Origin of the sequence: uncultured Chryseobacterium sp., from assembly GCF_936933875.1 — a bacterium.
In the GTDB taxonomy this organism is placed as follows: domain Bacteria; phylum Bacteroidota; class Bacteroidia; order Flavobacteriales; family Weeksellaceae; genus CAKZIK01.
In genome coordinates, this window is record NZ_CAKZIK010000022.1 from 161,465 (window position 1) to 176,003 (window position 14,539).

Below are 14,539 nucleotides of genomic sequence, written 5' to 3' on the forward strand. Positions count from 1 at the left end.
CAGATTTGATTATTTTTAAACAGTATTTCAAGCCATGACACGCAAATCTCTCACAACACTCATCTGGGTTGCATTTTTTATCAGCATCATCATCTTCGTATTTTTTACGACGCAGAAAACGGTAATGAATGCACTGCTCACTTTCGGAATCGCATTAATGTACTCGTTAGTAATCGGTCTCGGAAACGGGTTTGTGAACGATTTTCTTTCCAAAAGATTTTCCTGGGTAGATCAAACCAGAACAAGAGCAATCCTCGGTATTGTAGGAACGCTTTTGGTGAACGTTGTTGTGGTTTTGGCGTGCAATTACATCAATTTCATCGTCGTTCAGAAAAACAATCCCGCAGAATTTTTTAGCGGAAGTATGGGATTTTTCAATTGGATAACCATTAATATTTCTCTTTTGGTTTCGGCAGTTCTTCACGCCAAAGGTTTCATTGAAGAATGGAAGAAATCTGCAAGAAGCGAAGTGGTAGAACAGAAAATTATCGCCAAATCAGCCAACGCGCAGTTTGAAACATTAAAAAATCAACTCGACCCGCATTTTCTGTTTAACTCTTTGAACGTTTTAAGCGCTTTAATTGATGAAAACCCTGATCAGGCGCAAAGGTTTACTTCCTCAATGTCAAAGATTTACAGATACGTTTTGGATGAAAAGGATAAAGAACTCGTTACCGTTGAAGAAGAGATAGATTTTGCCAAAACCTATTGCGAATTATTGAAAACCAGATTTGAAGACAGCGTGAATTTTAAGTTTGAAGTGGAAGAAAAAGTGCAGTCCATGTTTGTTGTTCCTCTTTCTCTGCAGCTACTGTTGGAAAACGCAATTAAGCACAATTACGCCACTTCTTCAAAACCGTTAAACATCAGAATTTTTTCTGAAAACGGATTTCTCTGCATCGAAAATAATCTTCAGCAAAGGGAAATTGTGAAAGAAAGAGAAGGCATCGGACTTTCAAATATTGTTCAGCGTTACTCGCTGATTACCGACAGAAATGTCTACATCGAAAAATCAGAACAGCATTTTAAAGTAAAAGTGCCTATTTTATCACAAAAAATTACAGCAATGAACACACAAAATAACCAGGAAATAAAGGCCTACGAAAAAGCAGCAAAAAGAGTGGAAGAACTGAAGGGATTCTACGGAAATCTAATTTCCTACTGCATTTTTATCCCGTTTTTGTTCTTCGTGAACTATATGACATCTCCAAAATATTGGTGGGCGTTTTGGCCAATGTTCGGTTGGGGGATTGGAGTTGTCGCCCATGCAATTCAGGTTTTTGGAATCGGAAGAGACTGGGAAGAAAAGCAAATCAGAAAATACATGCAAAGAGAAGAAACTAACGAAAGAAAATGGAAATAATCATGGAAAATTCAACTCAAAACGAAACACTAGCCTACATTAAGGCTAAAAAAAGAGTAAAAGGCCTCAAAATTTACTGGGCGATGGTTTTAGGATTTTTTCTTGTTGGCGGACTTTTAATTTACCGCGACTACAGCGGAAATATTTTCGATCTTGGAAAATCGTATCAGGTTTGGATGGTTTCAACATGGGCCATATTTCTCGCGGGATTGGGAATTTACATGTATGTTCCTTATTTCAGAAACTGGGAGGAAAGAAAAATTAATCAGATCATGAAAAAAAATCAGGAAAATGGAAACAAACACCGCTAATAAAATCAGATATGCAAAAGCCAAAAAAAGAGTGGAAGAAATTAGAAATTTCTGGCTTTTTGTTCTGGCTTACTTAGGAATTGTCGCTCTTTTACAGTTGACAAATGTTGTGGAAAAATGGCTTCACTTTAGAACAGAGTACACCCATTTTTGGATTATTTTACAGGGAATCTTTCTGATTGTATACGGAATTTACTTGTACGTTCCGTATTTTCGAAACTGGGAAAACAGAAAGATTTCAGATTTGATGAATAAAGAAAATAAAAATTAATTATTATGGAAACGAATAACAAAGACGACATCAAATATTTGCAGGCTAAAAAACGCGTGAAACAAATTAAAGGGTTTTACATTCATTTTACCGTATATATTTTGGTCAATCTTTTCTTAATTGTTGCTAAATTTCTCAAAAATGGAGAATATGAATCAGGCAATTTCTGGGGAATGGGAATGTGGGGAGTCGGTCTTGCCATTCACGGACTTTCCGTTTTCCTTCCGGGATTTCTGTTCGGAAACGATTGGGAAGAAAGAAAAATCCGTGAAATTATGGATAAGAATAGAAAATAGGGCCGAGAATCGAGAGCCAAGAGTAAAGAGCCAAGAGCCAAGAAAAAACCGATAACCGACAACCATTAACCGACAACCAACAACTGACAACCAACAACTGACAACCAACAACCAAATGATCCGAACCATCATCATCGAAGACGAAAAACCCGCAGCAAGAAAACTGGAAAGAATGTTGGGTTTATTTCCTGATTTAGAATTAGTTGCAATAGTAAATTCTGTGGAAGAAGGCGTTGAATTTTTTGAAAATAACGAACATCCTCATTTGATATTTTCCGACATTGTTTTAGGTGATGGTTTGTCTTTCGATATTTTTGAAAAAGTTACTACCAAAAGTTTTATTATCTACACAACAGCTTTCGATAATTATACCTTAAAAGCGTTCAAACTGAATTCCATCGATTATCTTCTGAAACCTATTATGGAAGAAGATTTGAAAAATGCTTTGGAAAAATTCAAATCGTTCGTTCCGCAAGAACAGCATTATAATGAACTGAATTTCAAAAAGTTAATCAAAGAAGAAACACCAAAATTATCGCGGATTGTTTCGAAAATCGGTTACAATTTAAAAATTATTCAGATTGATGAGGTTTCCTGTTTTTATTCTGAAAACAAAATCGTGTATGCCCAAACTGCAGAGCGAACTTTTCCTACAGACTTCACTTTAGATGAATTAGAAAATGTTTTGGATTTGAACAAATTTTTCAGAACGAACCGACAGTTTATCATCAATTTAAATTTCATCAAAAACATTCACACTTCGCCCATTTTCAAGGTAGATATGCAGTTTCAACCGAATGAAGAAATTACAGTAAGTCGTGAAAGAGTGAAGGATTTTAAAGAATGGCTGGAAAAATAAAAAACTCCGGATTACTCCGAAGTTTCACACACTATAAGAATTAAAAAAACTATCCTTTCTTTTCGAATTTCTGTTGGATTCCAGATTTTTCACCTCTGAATTTCTTGTCGCCATCTTTTTGGCCTTTTCCAAACTTGTCACCTCTGTGTTTGTCGTGATTGGCTTTGAATTTGGCATATTGGTCTTTCGTCAAAATTTTCTGAAGTTTAGCATCAAACTGCGCTCTGTCTTTGTCCATTTTGGATTTTTGAGAAGAAGTCAGTTCCGGTCTTAGTCCGCCTTTTTCAAAATTTCCGCCTGGCGCTTTTGTACCGTTTTGAGAAAACTGAGGTCTGTTTTTCTCCATTTGCGCTTCTCTTTCCTTGAAAAGTTGCTGAAGTTGCGCTTTCTGTTTTGCGTTTACGCCCAATTCATCAAAGGCTTTCATTTGTTGTTCTGCAGTTGGTTTCTGTCTGTGCTGTTCTCTTTGTTGAGTTTGTTGTGCAGAAACTGCCATTGCTAAAAATAGACTTGCTGTTAAAAATAACTTTTTGCTCGTGTTTTGTAAGTTTCCATTAAGGAACTCGCGAATCTTTGATTTCATTGTTTTAAATTTTAATTGATTAAATATTCTTGTTAAACACTTTGAGATTCACAAGAACTTTGCCCAAAATCTAAAAATTCAGAAAGATGAGGTAAACACGAAAAAAGTGTCGCTGAATAGTGTTAAAAAAAAAAGGATTAATAAAAAGAAAAACTTTGTAAAAATTAATCTTTTAGGTAAACTTCCAAATCAATGCGGAGCCAGTTTCCTTCCCACTCTTTATTATGTGCTTTTGCATAGAACTGTTTACCGGCATCCATTAATCTTGCGATAGTTTGGTTTTTTGATTTCGGAAGATAGCCTATTTTTTGTTCTTTAAAAAAAACAAGAACTGCGTATTTATCAAATTCGTTATCAGGCTCTCTTTTTAGCGAAAGTTCAGATTCTTTAATGATAATTTCTTTTTCAATTTCTTTCAGATTGAGGTAAGAAGTTCCGGCAATAATGGATTCTAAAGCTAAAATATCTTCCTCAAAAGCCTTAAAAGAAATTGTACCTTGGTGAAGCGCTTTAAGAAGGTTCGGGTCGGATTTACTTATTCCGAAATTATTTTCAGTTTCCATAGGTTTCTTTTAGGAGCTCGTAAATTTCATTCTTTTCGCTTATTGCAAGTTTAAATTCATCAATTTCTCTTTGCAATCGGTCTTGTTGTTCTTTAACCCATTCTTCATCACGAATCTCTTCGGCAATTTTAAAAGGAAATTCAGACTCTAATAGTTTTTTTTGCTCTTCCAATTCTTTTATTCCTTGTGTGAGCATTGCCGTTTGAAGTAAAATATTTTCAATTGAAAGCTCATCAGTATTATTTTCGGTATTTTTTAAATCATCCTGATAAACAATTTCCAACGCTTTCATTTTGTCCAGATCCCCATTTTTGTAAGCATTTTGGAAAAGTTGCCAAATTTCTTTTTGCTGTTTCGAAAGATGGGGATTGATATCTGGATGAAGTTTTTTAGCAATATTTCTATAAATTTTCCTCAATTCCATAGAATCTTCCGGGGAACCTAAATTACTCAGAACAGCTTTTCCAAATGCAAGCTTGTCTTTTTCCTCAACAATTTCGCGATAAGCTTCTTTAGTCATTTCATTAACCCGTTCATCAATTTCTTCAAAATTTGGATATTTTCCCAAATTTATTTCTTGATGAGCAAGCTGAATTTTCTTTTTTAATGCTTTAAGTTCAATTTTCAGTTCTAAAAGTTCGATTTCAAATTTTCCAATTTTTGTGGCATAAAGAGCTTCCAGCTGAACTTTCCCCCAGTTTTTCATTACTTCCAAATCATTCAGAATTGAAATGTATCCGGCTTTTAGTTTTGCCAAGGCGTCAAGAAGTTCAGGTTTTTCCATTGTTTAAAAATAAAGAAAAAAATCATAAAATTTGCCCCGAACAAACAAATAGTATTTAAAAATTCGTGCATTCGTGGCAAACTTCATTACGTTGAATTTTAAACTTCCGACTTCAATCTTCGTGCTTCGTGCTTCAAGAAATCACCCCGCTTCCCAAAAGTTCTTCTCCATCATACCAAGCTGCAAACTGTCCTTCTGCAATAGCGCTCTGTGGATTTTCAAATTCAATAAAGAAACCTTCCTCATATTGATACAAAGTTGCTTCTTCCAAAGGCTGTCTGTAACGGATTCTCGCCTGAACATTCATAGATTCGCCGGTTTTCAAACGTAAATCTTCGCGAACCCAATGAACTTCAGAATTTTCTATTTTTAAAGCTTTACGGTAAAGTCCCGGGAAATTTTTTCCTTCACCAACAAAAAGAATATTGTTTTCCATGTCGCGAGAAACGATGAAACACGATTCTTTATGTCCGCCAATTCCCAAACCTTTGCTTTGACCAATGGTGTAGAATTGTGCTCCCTGATGTTTTCCGATGACTTTTCCGTCGGATTTGTGGTATTTTATCTTATTTGAAAGAAATTGTAATTCCTCCAATTTTGATGAAAATTGAGGTTTTTCTTTAGAAAATTCAACAAAATCATTAAAAATTTCGACAATTTCTCCTTCTTTTGGAACCAATTGCTGTTGAAGAAATTGTGGTAAACTTACTTTACCGATAAAGCACAAACCTTGCGAATCTTTTTTATCCGCCGTAACCAATCCCATTTCTCTGGCTACTTCACGGACTTCAGGTTTTGTCAATTCACCAATCGGAAATAATGCTTTCGACAATTGTTTTTGATTCAGCTGACACAAAAAGTATGACTGATCTTTATTATTGTCTTTTCCGGCTAAAAGTTGAAAGGTCTCTGTTCCGTTTTCATCTGTGAAAGAATCCAAACGAGCGTAATGTCCGGTTGCCACTTTATCTGCTCCCAAAGAAAGTGCAGTTTCTAAAAAAACATCGAATTTAACTTCGCGGTTACACAAAACATCGGGATTTGGAGTTCTGCCTTTTTCGTATTCGGCAAACATGTAATCAACTATACGTTCTTTATACAAATCACTCATATCAATCACCTGGAAAGGAATTCCAAGTTTTTGAGCCACCATTAATGCATCGTTACTGTCTTCAACCCAAGGACATTCATCTTCGAGGGTAACGGAAGCATCGTTCCAGTTTCTCATAAAAAGTCCGACAACTTCATGCCCTTGCTGCTGCAAAAGATACGCAGCCACGGAGGAATCGACACCTCCGGATAAACCTACTACTATTTTCATAAAAACGCTACGCTTTCGTCAAGGGAAAGTTTTGCGCTGCAAATTTACAATTTTCAGCAGGAACTTATTCTTTATGAAATAAATGGTATAAATTTGGCTCATAGAAAAATCTTAAAATTTTAAGACACAACAAATGAAAAAATTATTTCTACTGGCTTTAATATCAATTTGTTTCGCAGTGAATGCACAAATCGGAACCCGATTTCCAGGCACACAAATCGGCGGAGAAAATTCGAAATGGACTTTCGGAGGTTATGCAGGTTTGGGTGGAGCTTTCGGAAATGGAGGCGGAACAACGCTTTACATTTCACCAAGAGTTGGTTATAAAGTAACCGAAAATTTCGAAACCGGTTTGGCTACTAATCTTACCTGGAGCAATTCAAAATATTACTCATCAACAATGATTGGAGTTGGACCTTTTGCCAATTATTATTTTGCAAGAAACTTTTTCTTAAGCGGAATGTTTCAGGAATATTTCGTGAATCAGAAAGACAAAATTAATGATATAAAATATTCTACCGACGAAGCTGCACTTTATTTGGGAGGAGGTTATATGCAGAAATTGGGGGACCGCGTTTATATGCAGATTGGAGGAATGTACAATGTACTTTACAAAAAAGACAAATCTGTTTTCAGTGGTGGATTTATCCCCAATATTGGGATTGTTTACGGGCTTTAAAAAAATAAAACCTTCCAAATATTGGAAGATTTTTTATTTATAGTTTCATTATTTTCTTGCAAACTGAAGAGCCGTTTTTCAAAGAGACTTTCAGCAAATAATTACCCTTCGGAAGATAAGCGGTGTTGATGTTTTGAAGTTGCGAAGAGATCAGTCTCTTCCCTGAAATCTCGAAAATTTCGGCCTGTGCAAAGTCATCAGATTTAATGTTTATTTCATCCGAAAAAGGATTATTAACCGCAACCTTCTTCTGTGAAACCGCTTCATTTGAATTTTTTACATTCAGTTTCTCTATTTTTAGATTGATTCTTCCATCTGTGGCAAAAACAGAACTCACAAAAACTGAAGAACCGGAAGTTTCAATTTCGTTTCCGGATTGCAAGGAAAATGAATCTATGTTGTTGATAGAAAGATACTTTCCTGCTTTTGAAACTGCATATAATTTTTTAGCATCTTTTTTTTCGGTTAAAACAATATAGCTGTTAGCTAAAAATCCTGCGTCCAGAAACAGTTCTTCTGAAGGCGCATTTAAATAACCTTTTCCATTAAAATTTTGGTTGACAACCTCGTAGTTGGAAACCACCAATCTGCTTCTTTCAGCAAGATTATTGGTGTAAGGAAACTGAATAGTCGAAAAAATAGTTCCATCATTTAAAATCCTTGCAGAATTTACATAAAATTGGGATGAAGAGCCGCTATTTTGTCCACAACTTTCCATTTTAAAATCGAGTAATTTCGAATTTGATGGATTATTCAAATCAAAAAAAGAAAACTCTGAAGAGGTAGAATTAAGGTTATAAGTCACAATTTTTCCGTTGGGAAATATGCCTAAAGGAAAATGATAAGCATAATTGAGTTCTCCGCTGTTTCCAAAATTTAAAATGGGTTGTCCGTTTTCAGTAAATTTTTTCAAACCATAAGAAGAGCCGGAATCTACAATAAAAGATTTGTCATTTAAAACAAGAACGCTTAAAGATTGACAGTGTGTACTTTCTGTAACAATGTCAAGAACTCCGTTGCTTGCAAAAGAAGTATCTAACGTACCGTTTTTGTTATAACGCACAATTTTAGAATCGGCATAATCTGCAAAATCTGGAAATTTTGGACCGGAATAAACAATGATTTTTTCACCTTGAAGAACCGCATTGATGTAATTGTTACTTTCAAGATTTAAAACACCGTTTTCAGCGAAATTAAGGTCGGGATTTCCGTCTGGTTTTAGTTTAATTAAATAACTTCCTTCCGAAAAACAAACTGTTTGTAAAAGTGAAAAATCCGCTAAAACAATAAGATTCGATTTAAAATCCAAAACATTTTCTGTTGGGAAACTGGTGGAAAAGCTCCCCTGATTTCCAAAACCAGAATCTTTTTGAAATGAAATCTGCGGAAAAATTAACCCGCACCATAGAAAGGTGCAGAAAAAATAAATTTTCTTCATGGTTTTTGTGTTTCCATAAAGTTAAGAAAACCATCAAAACCAGCCAAATAAAAGCCCCTAATTTTCGGGGCTCTGTTTTTATCTCAATGCAAGGTACTCAATTCCGTGATAGTCATCGTTATCGTGCTTATTAACGAAATGACGGTGATAATCGGCGTAATATGCGTGGTAATTTTTGTTGCTCAGAAATTTTCTCAAGGCAAAAACTCCGAAGGCGGCCAAAAGACCGACGGTACTTGCAATTAATATTCCTTGTTCCTTTTTCATATTCTTAATTTAGATTTTTTTTATTGCAAAATATGTTCCTTTCTGCACCTCTTATGATTTAAAAAATTGTTAAATTTTCTTTACATTTGAAAAAATCAACTTTATATGAAAATTAGCGCAATAGCTTTATCGGCAGGAGTTTTTTTTCTTGCCTCATGTAATTCACAAAAAACAACTTCAAAATTGAAGTATCCTGAAACTAAAAAAGTAGAACACACGGACGAATATTTTGGGACAAAAGTTTCTGATCCTTACCGTTGGTTAGAAGACGACAGAGCCGAAGATACCAAAGAATGGGTGCAACGTGAAGTAGCTTTTACCAGTGATTATTTGGCGAAGATTCCTTTCCGCCAGGAAATCAGAAGTCAGTTGAAAGACATCTGGAACTATGAAAAAATCTCTGCGCCGTTTAAGGAAGGAGATTACACTTATTTCTACAAAAATAATGGACTTCAGGCGCAATCGGTTTTATACAGAACAGATAAAAGCGGAAACACAGAAGTTTTTCTTGATCCAAACAAATTTTCTGAAAAGGGAACAACTTCTCTTTCAGGAGTTTCTTTTAACAAAAAGGGAAATTTGGTTGGATATCAAATTTCTGAAGGCGGTTCGGACTGGAACAAAATCATCATTATGGATGCGGTTTCCAAAAAGATTTTGGATGAGCCGATTGTTTCGAAATTTTCAGGAGTTTCATGGTTAGGTGACGAAGGATTTTATTATTCTTCTTATGACCAACCTAAAGAAGGAAGCCAACTTTCCGGAATGACGGATACTCATAAAGTGTATTTCCATAAACTAGGAACAAAGCAAACTTACGATAAATTAATTATTGGTGGCGAAAACTTCAAGAGACGTTATATGGGAGTTGGTGTTTCTGATGATGAAAGATATTTGATTTTGAGTGGAGCCAACGCCACCAGCGGAAACGAGCTCTATATTAAAGATTTAAAGAAGCCGAATTCCGATTTTGTAGCCATCCAAAAAGGTTATGATTACAATACTGATGTTATTGAAACCAAAGGCGATGAAATTTTTGTTTTGACGGACAAAAATGCGCCGAACATGAAAGTTCAGAAATTCAACATCAATAATCCATCAGTTTGGAAAGACGTCATTCCTGAAACCGAAAATGTGTTAACAACTTCTACAGGAGGAGGTTACATTTTTGCAAAATACATGAAAGATGCAGTTTCTTATGTGAAACAGTACGATTTCAACGGAAAATTGGTTCGTGAGATTTCACTTCCGGGAATTGGAACTGTTTCAGGGTTTGGCGGAAAAGAAGAACAGAAAGACCAATATTTCTCTTTCACGAATTATATTACGCCGGGAACAATTTATAAATTTAATGCAGATACCGGAAAATCTGAAGTTTATCAAAAACCGAATGTAAAATTCAATCCGGAAGATTATGTTTCGGAGCAGGTGTTCTACACTTCAAAAGACGGAACCAAAGTTCCAATGATGATTAATTACAAAAAAGGTATCAAACTCGACGGAAAAAATCCAACGATTTTGTATTCTTACGGAGGTTTCAACATCTCTTTGCAGCCGGCTTTCTCTGTTGTAAATGCAATTTGGATGGAAAACGGTGGAATTTACGCGGTTCCAAATATTCGTGGAGGTGGAGAATATGGAAAAAAATGGCATGATGCAGGAACAAAGATGCAGAAGAAAAATGTCTTCAACGATTTTATTGCAGCCGGAGAATATTTGCAGAACAAAGGTTATACTTCCAAAGATAAAATGGCGCTTTCCGGCCGCTCAAACGGTGGACTTTTGGTAGGAGCAACTATGACGATGCGTCCTGATTTGGCAAAAGTTGCTTTCCCTGGAGTTGGTGTTTTGGATATGCTTCGCTACAATAAATTTACCGCCGGAGCTGGTTGGGCTTATGATTATGGAACAGCAGAAGACAACAAAGCCATGTTCGATTATCTAAAATCTTATTCACCTGTTCATAATGTGAAATCAGGAACATGTTATCCTTCAACCATGGTGATTACGAGTGATCATGATGATAGGGTTGTTCCGGCGCATTCATTTAAATTTGGTGCAGAATTGCAGGAAAAACAAAGCTGTGCAAATCCGGTTTTAATTAGAATTGAAACCAATGCAGGACACGGTGCAGGTAGAAGTACAGACCAGGTTATTGGTGAAAATACAGACCTTTTGAGTTTTGCTCTTTATGAAATGGGCATTAGAAGTTTGAAGAAATAATTTTGCTTAAACTTTATGAACTCTTTCAGCGTTTAAAACGCTGAAAAGGTTTTTGTGTCTGAACTTTTATTTAACCACTGTCAATTTTTTTATTGAATCTTGTCACACCGATTGCATGGCATGTTGGAGCTTTTTCGGGCGGCGGCTTTGCCGCCGCCCGAAAAAGCGATTCTTTATTACATAAGCTCCGCATAAATTCCAGCGCGATATACTTCATTTTAAACGTGAAAAAATAAAAAAGGTTTGAAATTTTTACGGCCCTACTCTGACAACCTTCCAAATTAGAGAAATTCCTGTTTTTTGTTAAATAAAATATCCTGTAGCATTCGATTAAAATACAACGCGTTAAAATTTGTTAAAGTCTCTGATTCCTTAAATTTAAGCAAAAGTTGCACAGTATTTGTTGGACTTTACTAAATTACTAAACACAAAATATTATGAGCGCACCAAAACCAATGCTTACATTAAGCCAGGTCATGCAGAAGTTAGCCGGTAAAAGAATTATAAAAGAATTCAGGATGAACGAAGACTGCGAGATGAAACTGCAGGATTCGGATAAAGTTTATCAACCTTCAGATTTAACAATAAAAAGAACTTACCGTTTCGAGGGTGACAGCAATCCCGATGACAATGCAGTGCTTTATGTTGCAGAAGACCAAGATGGAAATAAAGGAATGATTATCGATTCCTACGGTGCAGATAGCAATTATCCCGGAGAAAAATTTGATGATTTTATGCGCGATATTCCAGTTGAAGAATCGGAAGAATATCAATTTGAATAAAATATTTTTTCTTTAAACTGGAAGAATAAAGAAGCGGAAAAGTTTACTCTTCCGCTTTTTCTTTTTTCTTGAACACCCTTTTAAATAAGCCTTGCTTTTCCGGTGCGGCTTCTTCTTTTGCAGCACCTTTAATTTTTTCCTTAGTATTTTTCACTGCTGTTTTCACATCCTGTTTTACCTGCTGCATTTGCTGTTTGTTAGTTTCTAATGCGGTTTTGGTATTTCCGACGGTGTTTTTCACGGAAGCTTCTGTTTTTTCAACATTTTTACCAATTAAAGTTTTCTTCAAACCTTCCTGAATTCCCTGCCAGAAAAGATTGAAGAAAGATTTTGTGGGATCACGCTTTACATTGTCCACCACAACACTTTCCGGAAACCTGCCAGAGTTACTTTTCACTACCATATTTGCCAAAGCAGAAAGCAGTTTGTTTTTTTCGCCGGTTTCTTTTTTGAGAATGGAAACCCTCAAATCTTTGTGACGCATATTCAGAGAGCCGTTTAAACCAGATTTATTTCCTTTAAAGTTGAAAACCAAATCCTGAATAGTTCCTGTCGCCCGAATTTTCAGGTAAGGTTCAATAAAAGGATTAATTCCTGCAGCCGGCAAATCCGAAATATTTCCCGCAATCGTAAATGCATCGCTCATATTTGCAGTATCAAAATTCCACTTCACATTCATCGGCGATTTGTTCATGAAAGCACAGTTAATGGTAATCGGAATGTTGGTTGGTTTGCCGGGAGATTTATTGGAGTTGAGGTTCTTAACGTTCATATTGAAGTTTCCGAATATCAGTTTTCCGGGGCCTTCGCTTTGTTTGGTATCTTCTTCATAAACTAATTGGGAGTTTTTAATATCAAGATTTCCCACCGTCACGGGAAATTTAATTTTCCTCAAAAGTTCGGAATACATTGGTTTTATGGAGTTATCATCTCGCGGAACTTTACTTCGGAAAATATTTGCATCAGCACCGTTGATTAAAATATTGGAAACCGAAATATATTTCTTCTGCGACTCCAAATCCCAAACACCTTTTCCGGAAATTTGGTTGACTTTAATATCATACAAATCTTTTTCTGCGGGAATCATGCGTATGAACTGACTGCGTGAATATTTCGGCTTCATCGTGAAATTATTGATGAGGAAATTATCTTTCTGAAACTTGATGAGTCCCGCCGAAAGTGTATAAAATCTGGTAGCGTAGCTGAAATTTTTCGTTGTTAATGTATAAGTTCCTATTTTCAGCGGAATACTTTTCTTCACCGTTTCGCTGTTAATTTCGAGGTTTTGCACATTGGCGTACAAATTATTGAAATACAGTGGCTGATCCGGTCTATCAACAAATAAGTTTGAATTTTTCAGCGTAATGTTTTTCACTTTTAACGGAAGCATTAATTTGCTGAAAGACATCTTTTTACGTTCCTCATTTTCAGGAGCGGTAAATTTTCCGTTCATCGCGTCCAAAATCACGTTCTGAACATCAAGACTAAGTTTGTTGTTTTCAAGCTTCCACGAATTTACAGTGGCGTAAATGTGCTTCAAACTTACATCAAGCAGCGGTTTTTTGGAAAACTCAACCAAAGGTTTCACAAAAATATCTCTCGCTTCGACACTTTTCGGATTTACAGCAAGGGTATTGATTTTAACATCCTGATTTTGTGTGATATAGTTTAAATCTTTTCCGCCGATTAAGAATTTTTCGTAAGCAAAAGGAATGTTGCCTTTCGCAGTTTCTTCATCCATTTTCAGCTTCTGAACATCGAGATTCAGATTTCCTGCGGTGAAGATTTTGTTGCCGTTGGGTTTCAAGATTTGAACTTTAGCGTTGTTCATTTTTACATCGTCCAAATTGATTTCATAGGTGAAATCTTTCTGCTTTTGCTGCGTTTTCGGACTTGAATACATTTTCACATCAGGATTTTCAAAACGGACGTTCGAAAGAGAGACTTTATTGTTTTTCAGGACAATATCTTTGAAATCCATTTCCTTCGCTTTAAAATCGAAAAGATTTCCTTTTTGTGGATAATATTTGCTGAAGTGCGCAAATGAAAGCAACGGAATGAGCTGAAAATTTTTAATGTTCATCAATCCGTTTTTGGTGGTGATGTTTTCAGCTTTAATGGCGTAAACAACGTTGGGACGGAAATAGAAATTTTTTCCATTAATGTCGTATTTATCAAAAACGACAGGAAGTTTTTTCTCCACCGATTCTTCCGTCATCTGAAGATTTTCAACATATAAATTAAGGCTGTCAACCGAGACAAACTTTTGTTTGGTATGCCTGAAAATGCGAATATTTCCGTCTTTCACCCTAATATTTTCGAAAAGCATCGGGTTTCGCTTCTTCCCGGTTTTGTCGTCGATGGGTTTTGCCAATGTCACACGTAAATTGGGTTTGCTCATCATTAAATCAGAAGAATTAATTCTCTTGTTAAAAAGCGCATCATAAATTCCAAGCCGACTGATTTTTAAAGAATCAACCGTTCCATCCAAGCCAATAACGTTCTGATTTTGAGGATTTTTGCTGTTGACAATAACTCCGGTAGAAAGAATGTTTCCGGTACCTAAATCTACATCCAAAGTTTTGTAGGAAATCTTGTAATCGGAGTTATTTTTGATGTAATTGGGAAGATTGTTTTTAAGCCAAAAATTCACGCCAAAATTGGCCAACACAAATAGCGCGACCAAAATACCAAAAACAATGAGTAAAGTTCTGATGTAATTTTTCTTCATAGTGTTAAGTTAAACCTAAAAAATATGCCGCGAACGAAGTTTATGGAAATTATGTAAAACCTTTAGCG

15 protein-coding genes are annotated in these 14,539 nt (G+C 35.7%); 8 read left to right on the plus strand and 7 right to left on the minus strand.

The window, feature by feature from the left end; all coding sequences use genetic code 11:
- The first annotated feature begins 34 nt into the window (after positions 1 to 34).
- The 5 genes from Q0252_RS03745 (at position 35) to Q0252_RS03765 (ending at position 3,100) form a co-directional block, all read left to right on the plus strand.
- The gene (locus Q0252_RS03745) at positions 35 to 1,363 is read left to right on the plus strand and encodes a 2TM domain-containing protein (protein WP_297983953.1); all 1,329 of its coding nucleotides are present in this window, start codon (positions 35 to 37) and stop codon (positions 1,361 to 1,363) included.
- Complete coding sequence (locus tag Q0252_RS03750) at positions 1,354 to 1,674, plus strand: 2TM domain-containing protein (protein WP_297983954.1); 321 nt, start codon at positions 1,354 to 1,356, stop codon at positions 1,672 to 1,674. The genes Q0252_RS03745 and Q0252_RS03750 overlap by 10 nt, the downstream gene beginning before the upstream one ends.
- Positions 1,655 to 1,945: a 2TM domain-containing protein gene (locus Q0252_RS03755; protein ID WP_297983955.1), complete on the plus strand. Its 291-nt coding sequence runs from the start codon at positions 1,655 to 1,657 to the stop codon at positions 1,943 to 1,945. The genes Q0252_RS03750 and Q0252_RS03755 overlap by 20 nt, the downstream gene beginning before the upstream one ends.
- A gap of 5 nt (positions 1,946 to 1,950) precedes the next feature.
- Positions 1,951 to 2,241: a 2TM domain-containing protein gene (locus Q0252_RS03760; RefSeq protein ID WP_297983956.1), complete on the plus strand. Its 291-nt coding sequence runs from the start codon at positions 1,951 to 1,953 to the stop codon at positions 2,239 to 2,241.
- A gap of 115 nt (positions 2,242 to 2,356) precedes the next feature.
- Complete coding sequence (locus tag Q0252_RS03765; RefSeq protein WP_297983958.1) at positions 2,357 to 3,100, plus strand: LytTR family DNA-binding domain-containing protein; 744 nt, start codon at positions 2,357 to 2,359, stop codon at positions 3,098 to 3,100.
- A gap of 49 nt (positions 3,101 to 3,149) precedes the next feature.
- Here the strand turns inward: Q0252_RS03765 and Q0252_RS03770 are convergent, their stop codons facing one another.
- The 4 genes from Q0252_RS03770 to mnmA form a co-directional block, all read right to left on the minus strand.
- Positions 3,150 to 3,683, minus strand: a complete 534-nt coding sequence (locus Q0252_RS03770) for a hypothetical protein (protein ID WP_297983960.1) — start codon at positions 3,681 to 3,683, stop codon at positions 3,150 to 3,152.
- A 164-nt stretch (positions 3,684 to 3,847) separates the two neighbouring features.
- Complete coding sequence (locus Q0252_RS03775) at positions 3,848 to 4,246, minus strand: HIRAN domain-containing protein (protein ID WP_297983962.1); 399 nt, start codon at positions 4,244 to 4,246, stop codon at positions 3,848 to 3,850.
- A complete protein-coding gene (locus tag Q0252_RS03780) occupies positions 4,236 to 5,030 on the minus strand; it encodes a hypothetical protein (RefSeq protein WP_297983964.1) in 795 nt (264 codons plus the stop codon). Before Q0252_RS03780 ends, Q0252_RS03775 begins: the two co-directional genes overlap by 11 nt.
- Before the next feature lie 133 nt (positions 5,031 to 5,163).
- The gene (gene mnmA / locus Q0252_RS03785; protein WP_297983966.1) at positions 5,164 to 6,351 is read right to left on the minus strand and encodes a tRNA 2-thiouridine(34) synthase MnmA; all 1,188 of its coding nucleotides are present in this window, start codon (positions 6,349 to 6,351) and stop codon (positions 5,164 to 5,166) included.
- A 133-nt stretch (positions 6,352 to 6,484) separates the two neighbouring features.
- On the opposite strand from mnmA, the gene Q0252_RS03790 reads away from it, so the two are divergent.
- Complete coding sequence (locus tag Q0252_RS03790) at positions 6,485 to 7,030, plus strand: hypothetical protein (RefSeq protein WP_297983967.1); 546 nt, start codon at positions 6,485 to 6,487, stop codon at positions 7,028 to 7,030.
- A gap of 37 nt (positions 7,031 to 7,067) precedes the next feature.
- On the opposite strand, the gene Q0252_RS03795 is transcribed toward Q0252_RS03790, so the two are convergent.
- On the minus strand, positions 7,068 to 8,468 hold the full coding sequence (locus Q0252_RS03795; protein ID WP_297983969.1) for a T9SS type A sorting domain-containing protein: 1,401 nt from the start codon (positions 8,466 to 8,468) through the stop codon (positions 7,068 to 7,070).
- A 78-nt stretch (positions 8,469 to 8,546) separates the two neighbouring features.
- The gene (locus Q0252_RS03800; RefSeq protein WP_297983971.1) at positions 8,547 to 8,735 is read right to left on the minus strand and encodes a hypothetical protein; all 189 of its coding nucleotides are present in this window, start codon (positions 8,733 to 8,735) and stop codon (positions 8,547 to 8,549) included.
- 105 nt (positions 8,736 to 8,840) lie between these two features.
- On the opposite strand from Q0252_RS03800, the gene Q0252_RS03805 reads away from it, so the two are divergent.
- Together Q0252_RS03805 and Q0252_RS03810 are read left to right on the plus strand one after the other, a co-directional pair.
- On the plus strand, positions 8,841 to 10,958 hold the full coding sequence (locus tag Q0252_RS03805; RefSeq protein WP_297983973.1) for a prolyl oligopeptidase family serine peptidase: 2,118 nt from the start codon (positions 8,841 to 8,843) through the stop codon (positions 10,956 to 10,958).
- A 437-nt stretch (positions 10,959 to 11,395) separates the two neighbouring features.
- On the plus strand, positions 11,396 to 11,740 hold the full coding sequence (locus Q0252_RS03810; RefSeq protein ID WP_297983975.1) for a hypothetical protein: 345 nt from the start codon (positions 11,396 to 11,398) through the stop codon (positions 11,738 to 11,740).
- A 43-nt stretch (positions 11,741 to 11,783) separates the two neighbouring features.
- On the opposite strand, the gene Q0252_RS03815 is transcribed toward Q0252_RS03810, so the two are convergent.
- Positions 11,784 to 14,471 carry a hypothetical protein gene (locus Q0252_RS03815; protein ID WP_297983977.1) on the minus strand — a complete coding sequence of 896 codons (2,688 nt, stop codon included), beginning with the start codon at positions 14,469 to 14,471 and terminating at the stop codon, positions 11,784 to 11,786.
- Between the last annotated feature and the right edge of the window lie 68 nt (positions 14,472 to 14,539).